19 protein-coding genes and 3 tRNA genes are annotated in these 17,210 nt (G+C 71.8%); 12 read left to right on the top strand and 10 right to left on the bottom strand.

Features of this window, described 5'->3' with window-relative positions; all coding sequences use genetic code 11:
• Positions 1 to 1,121: diacylglycerol kinase family protein (locus JHD21_RS12245; RefSeq protein ID WP_292675474.1), on the bottom strand; the 1,121-nt coding region annotated here is incomplete at its 3' end.
• A 78-nt stretch (positions 1,122 to 1,199) separates the two neighbouring features.
• Here JHD21_RS12245 and serS point away from each other — a divergent pair.
• The 4 genes from serS to JHD21_RS12225 are packed head-to-tail and all read left to right on the top strand — an operon-like array spanning position 1,200 to position 4,742.
• Positions 1,200 to 2,492 (top strand): serine--tRNA ligase, encoded by a 1,293-nt coding sequence (gene serS / locus JHD21_RS12240; RefSeq protein ID WP_292675471.1) that lies wholly within the window; start codon positions 1,200 to 1,202, stop codon positions 2,490 to 2,492.
• Positions 2,489 to 3,319 (top strand): HAD-IIB family hydrolase, encoded by an 831-nt coding sequence (locus JHD21_RS12235; RefSeq protein ID WP_292675468.1) that lies wholly within the window; start codon positions 2,489 to 2,491, stop codon positions 3,317 to 3,319. Before serS ends, JHD21_RS12235 begins: the two co-directional genes overlap by 4 nt.
• Positions 3,310 to 4,107, top strand: a complete 798-nt coding sequence (locus tag JHD21_RS12230) for an HAD family hydrolase (RefSeq protein ID WP_292675476.1) — start codon at positions 3,310 to 3,312, stop codon at positions 4,105 to 4,107. The genes JHD21_RS12235 and JHD21_RS12230 overlap by 10 nt, the downstream gene beginning before the upstream one ends.
• Before the next feature lie 17 nt (positions 4,108 to 4,124).
• Positions 4,125 to 4,742: a hypothetical protein gene (locus JHD21_RS12225; RefSeq protein ID WP_292675465.1), complete on the top strand. Its 618-nt coding sequence runs from the start codon at positions 4,125 to 4,127 to the stop codon at positions 4,740 to 4,742.
• A gap of 22 nt (positions 4,743 to 4,764) precedes the next feature.
• Here JHD21_RS12225 and JHD21_RS12220 read toward each other — a convergent pair whose 3' ends face one another.
• From JHD21_RS12220 to JHD21_RS12205, 4 genes are all read right to left on the bottom strand, one after another.
• A complete protein-coding gene (locus JHD21_RS12220) occupies positions 4,765 to 5,388 on the bottom strand; it encodes a bacterial proteasome activator family protein (protein ID WP_292675461.1) in 624 nt (207 codons plus the stop codon).
• A 421-nt stretch (positions 5,389 to 5,809) separates the two neighbouring features.
• Positions 5,810 to 6,787 carry an NAD(P)H-quinone oxidoreductase gene (locus JHD21_RS12215; protein ID WP_292675459.1) on the bottom strand — a complete coding sequence of 326 codons (978 nt, stop codon included), beginning with the start codon at positions 6,785 to 6,787 and terminating at the stop codon, positions 5,810 to 5,812.
• Positions 6,788 to 6,846: 59 nt separating this feature from the next.
• Positions 6,847 to 7,170: a DUF6457 domain-containing protein gene (locus JHD21_RS12210; protein WP_292675455.1), complete on the bottom strand. Its 324-nt coding sequence runs from the start codon at positions 7,168 to 7,170 to the stop codon at positions 6,847 to 6,849.
• Positions 7,171 to 7,226: 56 nt separating this feature from the next.
• Complete coding sequence (locus tag JHD21_RS12205; RefSeq protein WP_292675452.1) at positions 7,227 to 7,817, bottom strand: NTP transferase domain-containing protein; 591 nt, start codon at positions 7,815 to 7,817, stop codon at positions 7,227 to 7,229.
• Positions 7,818 to 7,835: 18 nt separating this feature from the next.
• On the opposite strand from JHD21_RS12205, the gene JHD21_RS12200 reads away from it, so the two are divergent.
• From JHD21_RS12200 to JHD21_RS12190, 3 genes are all read left to right on the top strand, one after another.
• The gene (locus tag JHD21_RS12200; protein WP_292675449.1) at positions 7,836 to 8,612 is read left to right on the top strand and encodes a carbon-nitrogen hydrolase family protein; all 777 of its coding nucleotides are present in this window, start codon (positions 7,836 to 7,838) and stop codon (positions 8,610 to 8,612) included.
• A 216-nt stretch (positions 8,613 to 8,828) separates the two neighbouring features.
• The gene (locus JHD21_RS12195) at positions 8,829 to 9,920 is read left to right on the top strand and encodes a hypothetical protein (RefSeq protein WP_292675446.1); all 1,092 of its coding nucleotides are present in this window, start codon (positions 8,829 to 8,831) and stop codon (positions 9,918 to 9,920) included.
• Between the two features lie 51 nt (positions 9,921 to 9,971).
• Complete coding sequence (locus tag JHD21_RS12190; RefSeq protein WP_292675444.1) at positions 9,972 to 10,208, top strand: biotin/lipoyl-binding carrier protein; 237 nt, start codon at positions 9,972 to 9,974, stop codon at positions 10,206 to 10,208.
• Between the two features lie 29 nt (positions 10,209 to 10,237).
• Here the strand turns inward: JHD21_RS12190 and JHD21_RS12185 are convergent.
• Both JHD21_RS12185 and JHD21_RS12180 read right to left on the bottom strand, forming a co-directional pair.
• Positions 10,238 to 10,326, bottom strand: a tRNA-Ser gene (locus JHD21_RS12185).
• A 32-nt stretch (positions 10,327 to 10,358) separates the two neighbouring features.
• Complete coding sequence (locus JHD21_RS12180) at positions 10,359 to 10,736, bottom strand: hypothetical protein (RefSeq protein ID WP_292675441.1); 378 nt, start codon at positions 10,734 to 10,736, stop codon at positions 10,359 to 10,361.
• A 105-nt stretch (positions 10,737 to 10,841) separates the two neighbouring features.
• On the opposite strand from JHD21_RS12180, the gene JHD21_RS12175 reads away from it, so the two are divergent.
• From JHD21_RS12175 to JHD21_RS12165, 3 genes are all read left to right on the top strand, one after another.
• Positions 10,842 to 11,327 carry a hypothetical protein gene (locus tag JHD21_RS12175; protein WP_292675438.1) on the top strand — a complete coding sequence of 162 codons (486 nt, stop codon included), beginning with the start codon at positions 10,842 to 10,844 and terminating at the stop codon, positions 11,325 to 11,327.
• A 70-nt stretch (positions 11,328 to 11,397) separates the two neighbouring features.
• Positions 11,398 to 11,488 (top strand) — tRNA-Ser (locus JHD21_RS12170).
• A gap of 337 nt (positions 11,489 to 11,825) precedes the next feature.
• Complete coding sequence (locus tag JHD21_RS12165) at positions 11,826 to 11,969, top strand: hypothetical protein (protein WP_292675435.1); 144 nt, start codon at positions 11,826 to 11,828, stop codon at positions 11,967 to 11,969.
• Between the two features lie 171 nt (positions 11,970 to 12,140).
• On the opposite strand, the gene JHD21_RS12160 is transcribed toward JHD21_RS12165, so the two are convergent.
• Complete coding sequence (locus JHD21_RS12160) at positions 12,141 to 13,148, bottom strand: LuxR family transcriptional regulator (RefSeq protein ID WP_292675432.1); 1,008 nt, start codon at positions 13,146 to 13,148, stop codon at positions 12,141 to 12,143.
• A gap of 35 nt (positions 13,149 to 13,183) precedes the next feature.
• Entirely contained in the window at positions 13,184 to 15,013 is a 1,830-nt protein-coding gene (locus JHD21_RS12155) for a phosphoenolpyruvate carboxykinase (GTP) (RefSeq protein WP_292675430.1), read from the bottom strand.
• A 251-nt stretch (positions 15,014 to 15,264) separates the two neighbouring features.
• On the opposite strand from JHD21_RS12155, the gene JHD21_RS12150 reads away from it, so the two are divergent.
• Positions 15,265 to 15,337: transfer RNA gene (locus tag JHD21_RS12150), tRNA-Arg, on the top strand.
• 22 nt (positions 15,338 to 15,359) lie between these two features.
• Here JHD21_RS12150 and JHD21_RS12145 read toward each other — a convergent pair.
• Positions 15,360 to 16,310 carry an alpha/beta hydrolase gene (locus JHD21_RS12145; protein WP_292675427.1) on the bottom strand — a complete coding sequence of 317 codons (951 nt, stop codon included), beginning with the start codon at positions 16,308 to 16,310 and terminating at the stop codon, positions 15,360 to 15,362.
• 96 nt (positions 16,311 to 16,406) lie between these two features.
• Between JHD21_RS12145 and JHD21_RS12140 the strand changes: the two genes are divergently transcribed.
• A partial coding sequence (locus JHD21_RS12140; protein WP_292675424.1) for an NAD-dependent epimerase/dehydratase family protein occupies positions 16,407 to 17,210 on the top strand: 804 nt, incomplete at its 3' end.

The following is a 17,210-nucleotide window of genomic DNA, read 5'->3' as shown; positions in this document are numbered from 1 at the left end:
ATGATCGCGGCGTCGAAGCCCATGCCCGCCATCACCATGAAGTGGGTGTCCTCGAACCCGTCGCCGGTGACCTCGACCATGTCGATGGCGCGGTCCTGGCCGGTGAGGCCCACGTCGATGGCGGCCCTGATGAAGAGCGGGATGTCGAGGTTGCGGGCCAGCAGGTTGCCGGTGCCCGCGGGCACGATGCCGACCGGGATGCCGGTCCCGGCGAGCTCGGCGCACACCTCCCGCACCGTGCCGTCGCCGCCGCACACCAGGACCAGGTCGGCGCCGTCGACCGACGCGGCCTCCGCCTGCCCGGTGCCGGGGTCCTCGACCGTCGTGTAGTACCACCGCGGCGACAGCCAGCCCGCCTCCGCGGCCAGGCTGGTGACGATCACCTTGAACGCCTCGACGTCCTCGAACTTGCTCGGGTTGAGGATGACGGCCAGCCGCCGGTCGCTCGTGACGACCTCGACCAGGGGGTCGGCCTTGATCGCGTGGCTCACCGGCAGCGGTGAGTACACCGCCAGCCCGAGGAGCACGATCCCGGTGCTCAGCAGGACCCCGCCGACGGTGTCCGACGGGTAGTGGCGACCCAGGAGGACCCGGTCGAGGCAGACGACCACCACGAGCAGCACCAGCCCGGCGTACGCCGCCCGGCGCAGGTTGCCGCGACGGACGAGCATGGCGACCAGGACGGCCAGGACGCCGGCGAGCGCCGTGACCCCCGCGGCGTGCCCGGAGGGGAACGCCTTGGTCGACAGCACGTCCTCGGTGAGCTGCCACTCGGGCCGCTCGCGCCCGATCAGCACCTTCGCGCCGACCCGGACGACCCAGTCGACGAGCATGACTCCCGCCGCGAACACCGCTGCCCTCCGGTGTCCCTTCACCCACATCGCCACGGCGAGCGCGACGGTCATGACCAGCAGGCCGATGGTGTTGAACGCGTCCTCGACCACCAGGAGCGGGTGCTTCAGCCAGCCGGCGTCGACGGCCCACTGCCGCGCCGGGTCCCCCCGGTCGTCGAGACGGACCAGCGGCGCCCAGTCCTGGACCACCCAGAGGGTGAGTAGCCCGAAGAGCGCGAAGCAGACCGCGGCCCACGCCAGCTGCACGGAACGGGGGCGGTCGAGCACTGCGCAAGTATGCGGGACCCGTCCCGGCCCGGCGTATCTCAGGTGAGCCCGGTCGACCGGCACGGATAGCCTGACCGGGTGATAGACCCGCGCATCCTCCGTGACGACCCCGACCGTGTGCGAGCGGCCCAGGGCAAGCGTGGGCTGTCCGCGGACATCGTCGACGTCGCGCTCGCGGCCGACTCGGCGCGCCGGCAGGCGATCGTGGAGTTCGAGGCCAAGCGCGGCGAGCAGAAGACCCTCGGCAAGCAGGTCGCCCAGGCCCAGGGCGAGGAGAAGCAGGAGCTGCTGGCCCGCACCAAGGCGCTGGCCGCCGAGGTCAAGGCGCTCGAGGCCACGCAGGCCGCGGCCGAGCAGGCCTGGCAGGACGCCCTCCTGTCGATGCCCAACCTCGCCGACGACGCCGCCCCCGCCGGCGGCGAGGACGACTTCGTCGTGCTCGAGGCCGTCGGCACCCCCCGGGACTTCGCGGCCGAGGGGTTCGAGCCGCGCGACCACATCGAGCTCGGCAAGATCCTGGGCGCGATCGACATCGAGCGGGGCGCCAAGGTCTCGGGCTCGCGCTTCTACTTCCTGACCGGTGTGGGCGCCCAGCTCGAGCTGGCGCTCATCAACCTCGCCATGGACCAGGCCCGCAACGCCGGCTTCACCCAGGTCATCGCCCCGGCGCTGGTGCGGCCGCGGGCGATGGACGGCACCGGCTTCCTGGGCCAGGCCGCCGACGACGTCTACAAGATCGACGGCGAGGACCTCTACCTCGTGGGCACCTCGGAGGTGCCGATGGCGGCGTACCACTCCGACGAGATCCTCGACGCCTCCGCGCTGCCGCTGCGCTACGCGTCGTTCAGCCCGTGCTTCCGCAAGGAGGCGGGCTCGCACGGCCGGGACACCAAGGGCATCTTCCGGGTGCACTGGTTCGACAAGGTCGAGATGTTCGTCTACACGACCACCGAGGACTCCTACGCCGAGCACCAGCGGCTCCTGGAGTGGGAGAAGGAGTTCCTCGGCAAGCTCGGGCTGGCCTACCGGGTCATCGACGTCGCGGCCGGCGACCTCGGCCTCTCGGCGATCCGGAAGTTCGACTGCGAGGCCTGGATCCCGACGCAGGGCCGCTACCGCGAGCTCACCTCGACCTCCAACTGCACCGAGTTCCAGACCCGCCGTCTCGACACCCGCGGCCGGTTCCCCGACAGCGACAGCGGAGCCGGTGGCATCAGGCCGATCTCGACCCTCAACGGCACGCTGTGCGCGATGACCCGGACGATCGTGGCGATCCTGGAGACCCACCAGAACGCCGACGGCTCGGTCACGGTGCCGGAGGCGCTGCGGCCCTACCTCGGTGGCCTCGAGGTCCTGAAGCCGATCGGATGACCGAGGGCACGGACTGGCGCCCCCGGCTGGTGGCGCTCGACATCGACGGCACCCTGCTCTCCTGGGTCGAGGGCGAGGGCACGACCTACGGCACGGTGACCCCCGCCGTGCACGACGCCGTCCAGCGGGTGCTGGACGCCGGTGCCCACGTCGTGCTCGCCAGCGGCCGGTCGCCGCACGGCATGACACCGGTGGCGGACATGCTCGCCCTGCACACCCCACCGAACGACCCGCTGTGGATCGTGGCCAGCAACGGCGCGGTCGTGTTCCGCTACCCGCCGATGGACGTCGTCCTCGAGGAGACCTTCGACGCCGCGCCGGCGGTGCGGGCGGTGCTCGAGCGGCACCCCAACGCGCTGGTCGCGGTGGAGGAGCGCGGGGTCGGCTACCGGGTCACCAACGAGTTCCCCACCGGCGAGCTGTCCGGCGAGATGATCCTCACCGACGTCGAGGACCTGGTCGCCGGTCCGGTGAGCCGGGTCATCATCCGCGACCCGCAGGCCACCTCCGACGACTTCGTCCGACTGGCCGAGGAGCTCGGCCTGCACGGCACCGACTACGTCGTCGGGTGGACCGCCTGGCTCGACCTGGCACCCCTTGGTGTCACCAAGGCCAGCGGCCTTCAGTACGTGGTCGACCAGCTCGGCCTGACCGCGGCCGACGTCCTGGCGATCGGCGACGGCCGCAACGACATCGAGATGCTCCGGTGGGCCGGACGCGGTGTCGCGATGGGGCAGGCCGTCCAGCAGGTCATCGACGCGGCCGACGACGTCACCGGCATCGTGTCCGAGGACGGCGCGGCCGCCGAGCTCAGGCGCTGGTTCTGAGACCTCGGCTGGTCGCGACCGACCTCGACGGCACGCTGGTCCGCTCCGACGGCTCGGTGTCGGACTACACCCGCGACGTGCTCGTCCAGCTCGAGGACCGGGGCATCCCGGTCGTCTTCGTGACCGGCCGGCCGCTGCGGTGGGCCGAGGACGTCTTCGAGCACGTCGGCAGCCACGGCCTGGCGATCGTCTCCAACGGCGCGCTGGTGTGGGACGTCGCGCGGTCGCAGGTGCACCTGGAGCGGCCGGTCGCCCCCGACACGGCGCGGGAGGTCTGCCGGCTGCTGCGCGAGGCGGTGCCGGGGTCGGCCTACGCCGTCGAGACGCTGGACGGCATCTCGCTCGAGCCCGAGTTCATGGAACGGCACCCGCTGCCCGCCGGGGCCAGGCGCGCGTCGATCGAGGCGCTCTTGAGCCGACCGCTGCTGAAGCTGCTGGCCCGGCACGAGGAGCTCGGGCCGCAGGACTACTGGGACGCCGCGGAGGCCGCGGTGGGCCACCTGATGACCATCACGTGGTCGTCGTCCTCGACGCTGCTCGAGATGAGCGGCCCGGGCGTCACGAAGGCCTCGTCCCTGGAGCTGCTGGCCCGTGACCTGGGCGTGGAGGCCGCCGACGTGATCGCGTTCGGCGACATGCCCAACGACCTGCCCATGCTCACCTGGGCCGGGACGTCGTACGCCATGGCGGACGCGCATCCCAGCGTCCGCGAGGCTGCCGGACACCTCGCGCCCGGCCACGACGAGGACGGAGTCGCGCAGGTGCTGGCTGGAGTGTTCGACCTGTGACCTGCTGCAATGGACCGGTGCCCCCGTCCCGACTGCGCTCCCTGGCCGCGGCATTGGTGGTTGCGACCACGATCGGCGCCGGCGTCGCCGCGGCGCCGCCAGCCGCGGCCGACGAGCCGGCCGACAAGTGCCCGTTCATCTCCGTCGCCGACAGCAGCAAGCGGGCGATGGCGGTGTTCTCCGGGCAGGTGACCGCCGTGACGGAGCAGGCCAAGCCCGCCGGCGAACAGGGCGTCTACTACCTGCAGGACGTCACGGTGACCCGCGTCTACCAGGGCGAGATCGACTCGGAGGCCGTGCAGGTGCGCTCCGAGAAGACCCCCAAGCAGTGCAGCCTCGGCGAGCTCGCCGTCGGCACCGAGTACATGTTCTTCACCGTCTCCTCGGGTGACCCCTGGGTCGCGGAGAGCGGCGGCGGCACGGTGCCCGTCGACGCCGAGGTCGTCGAGAAGGTGCAGCGGGTCCTCGGCGAGGGCCGGGACCCGGTCCCACCGACGCCCGAGTCCGCCGAGTTCACCCCGGTGGAGACCGGGGAGCCCACGACACTCTCCCGGGCCGCGGCACCGGGTCTCGCCCTGATCCTGGTGGGCCTGCTCGGGCTGGTCGTCGTCCGCGGGCTGGGCCGCCGGCGCTGAGTCGGCTGGACTACCGGCCGAGCTAGAGGTACATCCCGCCCGAGTCGCCGGGCTGCGGCGGCTGGTGCGGGTCCTGGGGCTGCGCCTGCGGCGCCCCCATGCCGGCCGGGAGGCCACGGCGCATCTGCTCGAACTGCAGCTTGGCGGCCATCTGCTGGGCGTAGATCGCCGTCTGGATGCCGTGGAACAGGCCCTCGAGCCAGCCCACCAGCTGCGCCTGCGCGATCCGCAGCTCGCCGTCGGAGGGGGTGGCGTCCTCGGAGAACGGCAGCGTGAGCCGGTCGAGCTCCTCCACCAGCTCCGGGGCGAGACCCTCCTCGAGCTCCTTGATGGACGCCTGGTGGATCTCCTTGAGGCGGTTGCGGCTCGCCTCGTCCAGCGGCGCCGCCTTCACCTCCTCGAGCAGCTGGCGGATCATGCTCCCGATCCGCATCACCTTCGCCGGCTGCTCGACCAGGTCGCCGATCGCCCGCTCACCGGCCTCGGCGTCGCCCTCCTCGTCGTGCACGACCTCCAGCGCCGACGCCGGAACCTGCCCGATCGGCGTCCCGTCGGGCCCGACGATGACCACGGTCTGCTCCTGCTGCTCGGTCGCGGCCGCGTCGCCCTCACCCGGGACCGGCTGGGCCTGTGGCTGCTCGCTCATGGCCCCAACCTACCGAGCGGGTGTTCTCCACAGCCGGGCACCTCTGCTGGGGATGAACCCCCGTCCGCTGTGGAGGATCCAGCCGTATCTGTGGAGGGGCAGCCGACTTTCGGTGGAACCAGAAGAATGTTCCGCGAACCCCTTGCGCGCCCTCCTCGCCGGGGCATAGAACTCTCCTCACGCACTCCCTCCGGGGAGAGCGGGACAGCTCGAAGCAGAAGGTCCGTACGACGCAGAGCCAGCTTGCTGGGGACGTGTCGCGGAGGCTGGGTGACGAAGCCGCCGGGGCCGGACGTGGAGAGCGGTCGATCGAGAGCGTCACCAGTACCGATCACCCGAAGGGCCCTTGGGACTCATACTCTCGAGGGCCCTTCACCTATTTCCGAGCCTCGAGATCCCGGGGCCTCGGATCGGAGTCCGGTCACGTCGTCAGCAGGATCTTCCCGCTGTGCTCGCCCGACTCCATCAGCGCGTGCGCCTCGCCGGCCCGGTCCAGCGGCAGCGTCGCGTGCACCATCGGCCGCACGGACCCGTCGGCGACCAGCGGCCACACGTGCTCGACCACCGAGGCGCAGATGGCGGCCTTGTCCTCGGCCGGACGCGACCGCAGCGCTGTCGCGATGATCGCGCCACGCTTGCGAAGCAGGGCGTTGATGTCGAGCTCGGCCTTGGTGCCGCCCTGCATGCCGATGATGACGAGCCGACCCTTGTCCGCGAGGGCGGTCACGTTGCGGGCGAGGTAGGACGCGCCCATGTTGTCGAGGATGACGTCGGCGCCGCGGCCGCCGGTCCGCTCCTTGACCACCTCGACGAAGTCCTCGTCCCGGTAGTCGATGGCCACCTCGGCGCCCAGCTCCCGGCAGAGCTCGCGCTTCTCAGGGCTGCCGGCCGTGGTGAGCACCCGGGCACCGAGGGCCGCGCCGAGCTGGATCGCGAAGGTGCCGATGCCGCCGGCTCCACCATGCACGAGCAGGGTCTCGTCGCGGCGGAGGCCGGCGACCATGAACACGTTGGACCACACCGTGCAGGCCACCTCGGGCAGCGCCGCGGCCGTCACGAGGTCGACGCCGGCCGGCACCGGCATCAGCTGACCGGCCGGGAGCGCGACCCGGGTCGCGTACGCGCCGGCCGACAGCAGGGCGCAGCCGTGGTCGCCGACCGCCCAGCCGGTGACGCCTTCCCCCACCGCCGCGACGGTGCCGCTGCACTCCATCCCGAGCACGTCCGAGGCCCCGGGGGGCGGCGGGTAGAACCCCTGGCGCTGGAGCAGGTCGGCCCGGTTGAGCCCGGCCGCGGCGACGTCCAGCAGCACCTCACCCGGCCCCGGCTCGGGGTCCGGCCGCTCGACGATCGTGAGGACCTCGGGTCCGCCGGCCTCCTGGGCCACCACTGCGCGCATGGGGCGAGCCTAGGAGGCTGATGCCGAGCCGTCCTCCCGGGCGCCCTGCGGGTAGGTCCTCAGACCTCGTAGAGGTCGCCGGTGTGGTCCACGAGGCTGTCGTCCGGCACCGGGTCGTCGATGTCGTCCGGGTCGGGCGCCGCGGCCGGACGGTCCCAGCCCTCGGCCAGCGCGTGCGCCTTCGCGGCCAGCCGCTCCACCTCGTCGGGATCGGCGAAGTGCGTCGCCGAGGCGAACCCGAGCAGGTAGGCCGTCACCGGCGCCGCCAGGTGCTCGACGTTGCTGGCCGCGACCTTGGTCAGGTCCGCCAGCAGACCCTCGTCGACCTCGGCCTCGACGTCGAGGACGTCACAGAGCTCGTCGATCCAGTCGTGGAGGTTCACAGGTCCACCGTGACCTGAGAAGCGGGTGCCTCGCAAGCCCCGTCTGGAGGGCTGCGTCAGGAGGACAGGTCCCGGAGGTCCGCCCACGTGTCGACGTCCCGGTGCTCGGCGCCGACCGAGGACACCTCGACGAGGTCGAGCCGGGCCAGCAGGGGCTGCAGCGCGGCACCGTGCTGCGCCTCGTGGTCCGGCCGGACGGCGTCGAGGGCAGCCACCGCCGCCACGAACGCGAGCTGGCGCCGGCCGTCCGGACCCACCAGCACCGCCCCGTCGCGGCCGGCCGCAGCCTCGCGCAGCCGACGGAACGTCGACGTGGTCAGGTGCGGCATGTCGCACGCCAGCACGGCGAGCCAGGCTCGCTCGTGGAGCAGCGCGTCGCGACCGGTGAGCAGCGCGGCGACCGGACCGCCGTGGCGCGGGTCCTCACGGGTGAAGGTCACCGGGCGCTCGGTCGGGACGGCGTCCCCGACCACCACGACCTCGCCCGCGTCGACCACGGCGTCGAGCGCCCACGACAGCAGCGTCCGGCCCGCGAGCTCGACCGACGCCTTGTCGGCGCCGTCCAGGCGGGCCGCGGTGCCGCCGGCCAGGATCACGGCGTTGAAGGGCCCCGCATCGAAGGACCCCGCGTTGATCGACCCGGCCACACCCGTCAGTGTGGACCTGTGAGGTCCGACACCGAGCTACGGGTCCGAGTGGTCCAGCACGCCTCCGGGCTCGATCCGGCGGCCAACCGGGCGCGGCTGCGCGACCTGGTCCCCGACGACACCGATCTGGTCGTGCTGCCGGAGGCGTTCGCCCGGGACTTCGGGGAGCCGGGCTCCTCCGTGGCGGCGTTCGCGGAGCCGGTCGACGGGCCGTTCGCCACCGAGCTCGCGACGGTGGCGCACGACCGGCGGACGACGGTCGTCGCCGGCATGTTCGAGACCTCCGAGGACCCCGCTCGCCCCTACAACACGGTGCTGGTCCGGGGCGCGTCCTCGGCGGCGTACCGCAAGATCCACCTCTACGACTCGTTCGGCTACCTCGAGTCCGACAACCTGAGCCCGGGCGCACCGCTGCCGGTCGTCGTCGAGGTCGCGGGGTGGCGGGTCGGGATCATGACCTGCTACGACCTGCGGTTCCCCGAGCTGGGCCGGGCCCTGGTCGACGCGGGCGCCGAGGTCCTCGTGGTGCCGGCCGCGTGGGTGGCGGGACCACGCAAGGTCGACCACTGGCGCACGCTGGCCCGGGCCCGGGCCATCGAGAACACGGTGTACGTCGTCGCGGCCGGCCAGCCGGGTCCGCGCTACTCCGGCCACTCGCTGGTCGTCGACCCGCTCGGCGACGTCCTGGCCGAGGCCGACGAGGGTCCCGCCCACCTGCAGGGCACCCTGACCAGGTCGGCACTGGAGACGGCGCGGTCGACCAACCCGTCCTTGGCCAACAGGCGCCTGAGCTAGCCGGGATCCAGGCTAACCTCTCCCGACGTGTCTAGAACCGTCCCCCGGCGCCGCGCCTCGAGAGGCGACCGCGCGCACCGGACGTCGGGCCGCCAGGTCCCGTCCGTCGGGCCGGCGTACGTCGAGGATCCCGCGGAGGAGCTCCCGGAGCAGCCGGCAGAGCAGCCGGCAGAGCAGCCGGCAGGGCAGCCGGCAGGGCAGCCCGCAGACGGACCCGTGGAGGCCAGGGCGGAGGACCCCGTCGCTGCTCCGGACGACGCGGACACCGTCCGTGAGGAGATCGTCCCGGGCCCGACGGTGTCGGAGATCCGGGTCAAGGTCGGCCCCGACGACGAGACCAGGCACCCCTGGTGGGCGACCTCCGCGTGGGGGCTGGTCGTGGCGGCGGGCCTGGCCTGCCTGGTCGCGGCGTTGGTCCCGGTCGGTCCCTCGTGGCTCGACGGCGTGGGCGCGGTCGCGGTCGTCAGCGCCTACACCTGGGCGCTGGCGGCGCGCACCGGCGGACGACCCATCGTGTTCGGCGGCCTGGCGCTGCTGCTCGGCGCGACGGTCCTGATCACGGACGAGTCCTACCTGCGGACCGGGGCCGCGGTGATGACGTGCGTCGTCTCGGCGGTCCTGGCGGTGATGGTGACCGTGCCGGCCGAACACTTCGCGCGCGTGGCCCGGGAGTGCGGTGTCGCGGTCGCGGTGGCCGCGATCGGGGCCCTCGCTGTCGTCGGCTTCGACCCGGTGCTCTCGTTGGTGCGCTTCGAGTACGTCACGCTGGCCCTGTCGCTCGTGGGGGTCCTGGTGCTCGTCTACCGCCTCGGCGCGGGCTGGCACGGGCTGGGCCGTCGCGGGCTGCTCGGGGTGCTCGTCGGCGGGGCGATCCTCGCCGGGCTGCTGCTGTACGCCGAGCTGCTCCGGCGCTACGGTCCGCCGGAGCTGGTCACCTCCCTCCTCGACGGGGTCCGGTGGAGCAGGGACAACCTGGGCGCCTTCCCGCGCCCGATCGAGGCGGTGCTGGGGGTGCCCGCCCTCGCGTGGGGCGTGCACATGCGGGCCCGGCGCCGTCAGGGCTGGTGGCTGTGCGCGTTCGGTGCCGCCGGCACCACCGCGGTCGCCAACTCGGTCATCAACCCGGCCATCTCGCTGCGCGAGTGCGGGCTGTCGGTCGTCTACGGCCTGGCCGTCGGCCTGCTGATCGGCTTCGCCGTGATCCGCGCCGAGATCGCCCTGACCGGGGGGTCTGGACGTGGCCGCCGGGCCGGCGGACCGACGACGCCCGTGCGACCGGAGCCACCGCGGTCCGCCGCGCTGCTCTGAGCTCGGTCCAGCGCTTCGTCGTTACGCGCGGGTAGCCGCTAGTTTCCCAGCATGGCCCGCGAGCGCACGACCGAGATCGTCGCGGAGATGGTCGCCAACGTGATGACCGTGGCCGTGTCCGCAGGTGACGTCGTCGAGGCCGGTGACACCGTGGTGGTCCTCGAGTCGATGAAGATGGAGATCCCGGTGATCGCCGAGGCCCCCGGCACGGTCCGGGCGGTCAAGGTCGCGGCGGCGGACGTCGTCCAGGAGGGTGACGTCCTGGTCGAGCTGCTCCTCACCGACTGACGGAGGACCGACGGTCGGTTCGGGCTGAGCAGAGGGGGCGGGATTCGAACCCGCGGCTGACATCTCTGCCAGCGACCGCTTTCAAGGCGGTTCCGATCGGCCACTCCGGCACCCCTCCTGGGCAGGGCCACCCTAGTGGTGCCGGTCCTGCTACTCCGAGCCGCCGATCTCCATCTCGACCTCGTCGTAGGAGATGTCGTTGAGCCGCTGCAGGTGCCGGTTGACGTCGGCGACGAGCCTCTTCAGCTCGATCCGGGTGGCCTCGATGTCCGGGGCCTCGAGGACCTGGCTGGACAGCTCGGTGAGCCGGGAGAGCAACGCGTTGCGCTCCCGGAACGCAGCGCCGCCCCGGGCGGCGAGCCAGCCGTCCTGGGAGCCGGCCCGCTCCCCCAGCAGCTCGTCCCGGACCACACCCAGGCGTTGCCGGACCAGCCAGCGCCAGTTGCCGAGGGGGATACCGGTGCGGCGCGGCGCGTCGAGCGACTGGTCGAGGGCCTGGAGGGCCGCGGGCAGGCCGGGAGTCGTCATGTCAGTGCCTCGCTCGCGGGTGGTGGATAGGGAGAGTGTGACCCAGGTCACTGCGAGCCACAACCCGGAGAGGCGCAGTGTCACCGCTTTGTGTTCAATCGACCCATGCCCGCCACGCCCGAGCCCACGACGTACCCGCTGGCGCCCACGGTGGTCGCCCGGTTCGTGGGGCTGGGGCTCGTGCTCGTGGCCGTCGTGATGTTCGCGGGCACCGCCGTCGTCGCCGCCCTCGACCTGCCGGCCGACCTGCTGGTGGCGCTGCTCCTCGTCTCGGTGGTGGGCGTGGGCGCCCTGGCCTGGTGGCTGCGCAGCCGGGCGTGGGTCCTGCGCTGCGACCAGCACGGGTACGCCGTGAGGCTGGTGCGCGGCGCGGGCGTGGCGCAGGCGCGCTGGACCGAGGTCGAGGACGCGGTCACCACCACCCGCCACGACGTTCCCTGCGTCGTCCTGCGGCTCCGGGACGGGCGGACCACCACCATCCCGGTGGGCGTGCTCGCCGTGGACAAGGAGCAGTTCGTCCGCGACCTGCAGGACCGTCTGCAGGTCGCCCGCGGCCTCCGGCCCTACCAGCCCGAGCAGCGCCGGGACTGACTCGAGCCCGCTCCGGCGACGGATTCGTCGCCCCGCATCGTGGGCTTGTAGCCTGTGCTGCGCTGTTCCAGGAGGCGTCGCCTAGTCCGGTCTATGGCGCCCGCCTGCTAAGCGGGTTTGGGGCTACAACCCCATCGAGGGTTCAAATCCCTCCGCCTCCGCAGCCGACCCGGCCCCCATCCGCTCGCGGATGGGGGCCGGATCAGATGGCGGCCTCGTCCCGAGGTCACGGCGCCCGTTCGGGGACGTGCCGACAGAGCTGTGGGGGCGCGACCGGACGCCTACCAGTGCGGCGCCCCGATGGCCATATCCCCCGGGGCATGGCGGAACCGAACGCGCCCTGCAAGAGTGCGTCAAGGGTGACTCAATTGCATGTTTTTGCAATGCAAGTTTGTGAGCCACCACCGGACTCGCAACTAGTGAGCCCGCGCGAACAGACTACTACTCGCAGGCCAGTACGCGGGCCTACGACAGACCTAAAGTTGGGGGCAAACACTCATGAAGACCTTCGCTCGTCGCATCGCCATCGTCCTCTCGGCTACCGCGGTCACCGTGGGCTTGATGGGTGCCGCCGCGCCGGCCGAGGCGGCCAAGAGCGCCTCCGCCATCGGCAGCAGCGCCCGCGACACCGGTTGGTGGTGACCGAGGCTCCACAGGTTTGAGACGAGGACCCGACTTTCCCCCCACTTGTCCGGTCCCAGCGCCTAACCCCCCAGGCCCGTCTCAACAGCACGAGGGCGGTGACCATCTGGTCGCCGCCCTCGTGCATATTTGCGTCACCCTCGTTCCTCGCAGGACGGCAGCGGGGAAGCCTCAGTCCTCGTCCAGCTCGACTTCCTGGCCCGAGACCCCCAGCCGGCCCATCGTGTAGCCGAGCTGGAAGCGGGTCTCCGCCTCGTACTCGGCCTTGAGGTCGGCGACGTAGCCGGCGTAGGTCCGCGGGCTGACTCCCAGCCGCTTCGCGCTCACCGGGTCCGCGTGACCCTCGATGAGCATCCGCATCGTCATCGCCCGCTGCTCCGAGGCGATGTCCTTCATCAACGAGGTCTCCCGGTTGGTGAACGGGCGAGCACGGGCCCAGGAGCGCTCGAAGACGTCGGCCAGATACTCGACCACGGCCGGTTCGCGCACGATCACCGCGACGAGAGACTGGTCCTGGTGCGGGATCACCGCGACCCGGCGGTCCACGACGATCATCCGGTTGAAGAACTCGTCCAGGGTGCGCACCTCGGCTCCCTGGGCGGTCACGGCCGCGACGTACTTGTGCGTCGCCGAGCTGCGCCGAGCGCTGTGCTGGTAGAGCGTGCGCATCTTGACGCCGCGCTCGACCGTCGCGATGTCACGCAGGGCCGCCTGCGCGAGCACACCCGGTCTCCGGCCGGTCTCGGGCTGCGCGGTGAGCAGCTCCTCCTCGCACTCTGTCAGGAGCTGTTCCAGGAAGTCGTTGATGACCGGCCCACGGAGGTAGGTGATCGCCCGACTCGTCGAAGCCTGCGGCGCCCGGCGGAAGCTCAGGGCGAGGTTGCCGAACACCGTGTTCCACTGCGATGACTCGGCGAGCAGCTTCGACGCCTCCTGGCTCAGAGGCGAGACGATCCGGGACTGGACGCCGGCAGGGTCCTCGGGCGCCCAGCGGTCCTGCTCGCTGTCGTAGCTGATGAGCCCCATCTCGGCGAGCAGGTCGAACGCTCCTCGGAGCTCGCCCCCGTCAGCGATCCGGTAGTCGGAGGAGGCGATTCCACCCAGTTGGCAGATCTCGTCGTAGAGCTTTGCCGCGTCGTCCTCGAACAACGCCCGCTGCTCCGGACCGTAGCTCGCCACGCTGCCATGGTTCCACAGTGGAAACCTCGGCGGTGTCAGACGCCCAGACGCGCCTTGAGGCCGTCCAGCTCGGTCCACAGCACCGTCGGGAGCTGGTCGCCGAACTTCTCGAACCACTCGGTGATCTGCGGGATCTCCGCCTTCCACTCATCGGGGTCGACCGCGAGGGCGGCCGCGAGGGCCTCCTCGCTCAGGTCGAGGCCGTCGACGTCGAGTGAGCCCGGCGCCGGCACGTGGCCGATCGGGGTCTCGACCGCGGCGGCCTGGCCGTCGATGCGCTCCACGACCCACTTGAGGACCCGGCTGTTCTCGCCGAAGCCGGGCCACAGGAACCCACCGTCCTCGTCGCGGCGGAACCAGTTGACGTAGAAGATCCGGGGCAGCTTGGAGGCGTCGTTCTCCTTGCCCATCGTGATCCAGTGGTTGAAGTAGTCACCGGCGTGGTAGCCGATGAACGGCAGCATCGCCATCGGGTCGCGGCGGACGACGCCGACCTGGCCGACGGCGGCGGCGGTCGTCTCGCTCGAGAGCGTGGCGCCCAGGAAGGTGCCGTGCGTCCAGTCGCGGGCCTCGAAGACGAGCGGCACCGTCGTCTTGCGCCGGCCGCCGAAGAGGATCGCGTCGATCGGGACGCCGCGCGGGTCGTCGTACTCCGGCGCGAGGATGTCGCACTGCTTGATCGGCGTGCAGTAGCGGCTGTTGGGGTGGCTGGACAGCTCGTCGCTGTCCGGCGTCCAGGGCTCGCCCTTCCACGAGGTCGCCTTGGCCGGCGGGTTCTCCAGGCCTTCCCACCAGATGTCGCCGTCCTCGGTGAGGGCGACGTTGGTGAAGACCGAGTTGCCCTTGTTGATGGTCGCCATCGCGTTGGGGTTGGTGTGCTCGTTGGTGCCGGGGGCGACGCCGAAGAAGCCGTACTCCGGGTTGACCGCCCACAGCCGGCCGTCCTCGCCGATCCTCATCCAGGCGATGTCGTCGCCGAGCGTCTCGACCTTCCAGCCCGGGATGGTCGGGGCGAGCATGGCCAGGTTGGTCTTGCCGCAGGCGCTCGGGAAGGCCGCCGCGATGTACTTGACCGTGCCCTCGGGGCTGGTCAGCTTGAGGATCAGCATGTGCTCGGCGAGCCAGCCCTCGTCACGGGCCATGACGCTGGCGATCCGCAGCGCGTAGCACTTCTTGCCGAGCAGCGCGTTGCCGCCGTAGCCCGAGCCGTAGGACCAGATCGTCCGCTCCTCGGGGAACTGGACGATGTACTTCGTGTCGTTGCAGGGCCACTTGACGTCGGCCTCGCCCTCGGCGAGGGGGTGCCCGACCGAGTGCACGGCGCGCACGAAGTCAGCGCCGAGCTCCTCCATCCGCTCGAGCACGTGGCTGCCCATCCGCGCCATGACCCGCATCGAGGCGGTGACGTAGGCCGAGTCGGTGAGCTCGACGCCGAACATCGGCTGCTCCGCCTCGAGGTGTCCCATCACGAACGGGATGACGTACATGGTGCGGCCGGTCATGCTGCCCTCGTAGAGGCCACGCATGATGCCCTTCATCTCCTGCGGGTCCATCCAGTTGTTGGTGGGCCCGCAGTCCTTCTCGTCGACCGAGCAGATGTAGGTCCGGTCCTCGACCCGTGCCACGTCGATCGGGTCGGAGGCGGCGTAGAAGGAGTTCGGCTTGATCGCCGGGTCCAGCTGCACGAACGTGCCCGTCGCCATGAGCGTCTCGGTCAGCTCGGTCCACTCGTCGTCGGACCCGGTGCACCAGTGGATGCGGTCCGGCCGGGTCATCGCGGCGACCTCGTTGACGAAGTCGAGGATGCCCTGGTGGGTCGTCGGGGTGGAGCTCGAGGTGGAGGGAGCGTCCTGGGTGGCGGTCATGCCTGGTCCTCTCGCGCAATCGCGGTACTGCTGGTTCGCGCGGCGTCATTGCGGCGACTTGGGGTTGACCGAGCCGTCGGCAGCAGCCATGGGGACCCGGAATGCGGCGAGGCTACCTGCGCTTCCAGCGCGGTCATATTGGAACGATCAACGGGCCATGGCCCAGGTCACACTGCCCCAGGAACCGCACAATTCGGCCCCGCCTGAGGGGTCGGCTATCCTCGTGCAGTCCTGCGGCTCGCCGCGGGTCTGCGCCCGTAGCTCAACGGATAGAGCATCTGACTACGGATCAGAAGGTTTGGGGTTCGAATCCCTACGGGCGCGCAGATCCTGTCAGCTGAACGGGTCAGGCCGCGCGACGCGTGGCGTCGCGCCACCGCGCGAACTCGTCCAGGTAGGTCTCCGGGTCCTCCATCATCAGCGCGTGCCGGCGGTCGTCGAGGACCCGGCCCGTCCAGTCGGGACGGCGGGCGAGGACCGCTCGCAGCACCTTGGCGGGAACCAGCGCGTCCCGGGTGCCACCGAGCACCAGGGTCGGGGCCGTGACCCGGTCGATGGCCCGCCAGACCCGACGCGGGTCGGTCCATAGCGCAGCGATCGAGCGGGTCGCGCTGCGCAGGGCCCGCCTCCGGGAGCGCGCCGTGGTGGCGTCGTCGCCGGTGAAGTCGGCGGCCATCAGCTGCAGCACGGACCGGTCGACGCCGTCGGGGTCGGCGTAGATGAGCTTGAGGAGCTGCCGGTTGCGGTGCTCGGTCAGCTCCGGGCCGGCGATGCCGACCACGCCGAGCACGGCGGCGCTGAGGGTCGAGACCGCAACGGGCGTCATCCCGTCGAGGGTCGCGCGCGCCGGGACCAGCAGACCCAACGGCGTCCGGGGTGGCAGCGCCGGCGAGACCAGCACCAGGCGGGCGACCCGCTCGGGGTGCCGGGACGCGAGCAGCACCGAGATCAGCCCGCCCATCGAGTTGCCGTGCAGTGCGAACCGGTCCCAGCCCAGCGTGTCCGCGACCTCGACGACGAACTCGACGTAGCCGCGGACCGTCAGCGCGTCGCCGTCCTGAGGCTGGGTCCGCCCGAAGCCCGGGAGATCGACCGCGACCACCGGGCCGTGCTTCGCCAGCCCGGTCATGATCTCGATCCACGTGACCGACGACCCGCCCAGCCCGTGGACGAGCAGCTGCGGCTCGCCTCCACCGTCGGCTCGAGCGCTGTCGGTCCGGAGGATCCGCACCTGCCGCCCGCCCACGTCCAGCCACGTGTCGACGACGCCGGGCCAGGGGGACAGCAGTGTGCTCATGCGCCAAGAGTGCCCGGTCACCGCGCGTCGTACGCCGAGACCACGCCCACAGTCCGGTTTCGGTCGGTCCGCACGGTGGCCGGGTACCACTCCGCCGTGACCGAGAGCGACCTGACCGTGGCCGTGACCGGACCGACGGGGACCTTCGGCTTCGGGCTGGTGCCGCTGCTCCAGGCCGACGACCGGATCCGGCAGGTCGTCGGCATCGCCCGCCGGCCCTTCGAGCCGACCGACCACGGCTGGTCGAAGATGGTCTACAAGCGCGGAGACGTCCGGGACCAGGGCGCCCTCACCGACGCGTTCGCGAACGCCGACGTGGTGGTGCACCTCGCGTTCATCGTGGTCGGAGGCGACCCGGCCACGACCCGCGAGGTCAACGTCGAGGGCACGCTCGCGGCCTACCGGGCCGCGCGTGAGGCCGGCGCATCGCGCTTCGTCTATGCCTCCTCGGTGGCCGCCTACGGCTTCCACCAGGACAACCCGGTGGGCATGGCCGAGGACTGGCCGGTGCGGCCGGCGGACCTGCTCTTCTACGCGCGGGAGAAGGCCGAGCTCGAGCAGCTGCTCGCCGCGGAGGTGACCGAGGACGGACCGGACCTCTACCTGCTGCGGCCTCCCGTCGTCCTCGGCCCGCACGCCGTGGGCGCCAAGGCCACCGTCCCGGCAGCGCTGCAGCCGGCCACCCGGCTCCTGCTCGCGCTGGCGCGGCGGCTTCCGTTGTTCGCCGTGGTGCCCGAGGTGGTGCTCCAGGTGATCCACGAGGACGACGTGGGCAGCGCGCTGCTGCAGTGCGTGGTCGCCGCGGGCCCGCCCGGCGCCTACAACATCGCCGCCGCCGACGCGGTCACGTTGGTCGACGTGGCGCGCGAGCTGGGGTTCCTGACCCTTCCGGTCCCGGCC

Source organism: Nocardioides sp. (genome assembly GCF_016462705.1).
GTDB lineage: Bacteria > Actinomycetota > Actinomycetes > Propionibacteriales > Nocardioidaceae > Nocardioides.
Note: the sequence above shows the minus strand (reverse complement) of the source record. Positions and strands in the feature narration are given on the sequence as shown.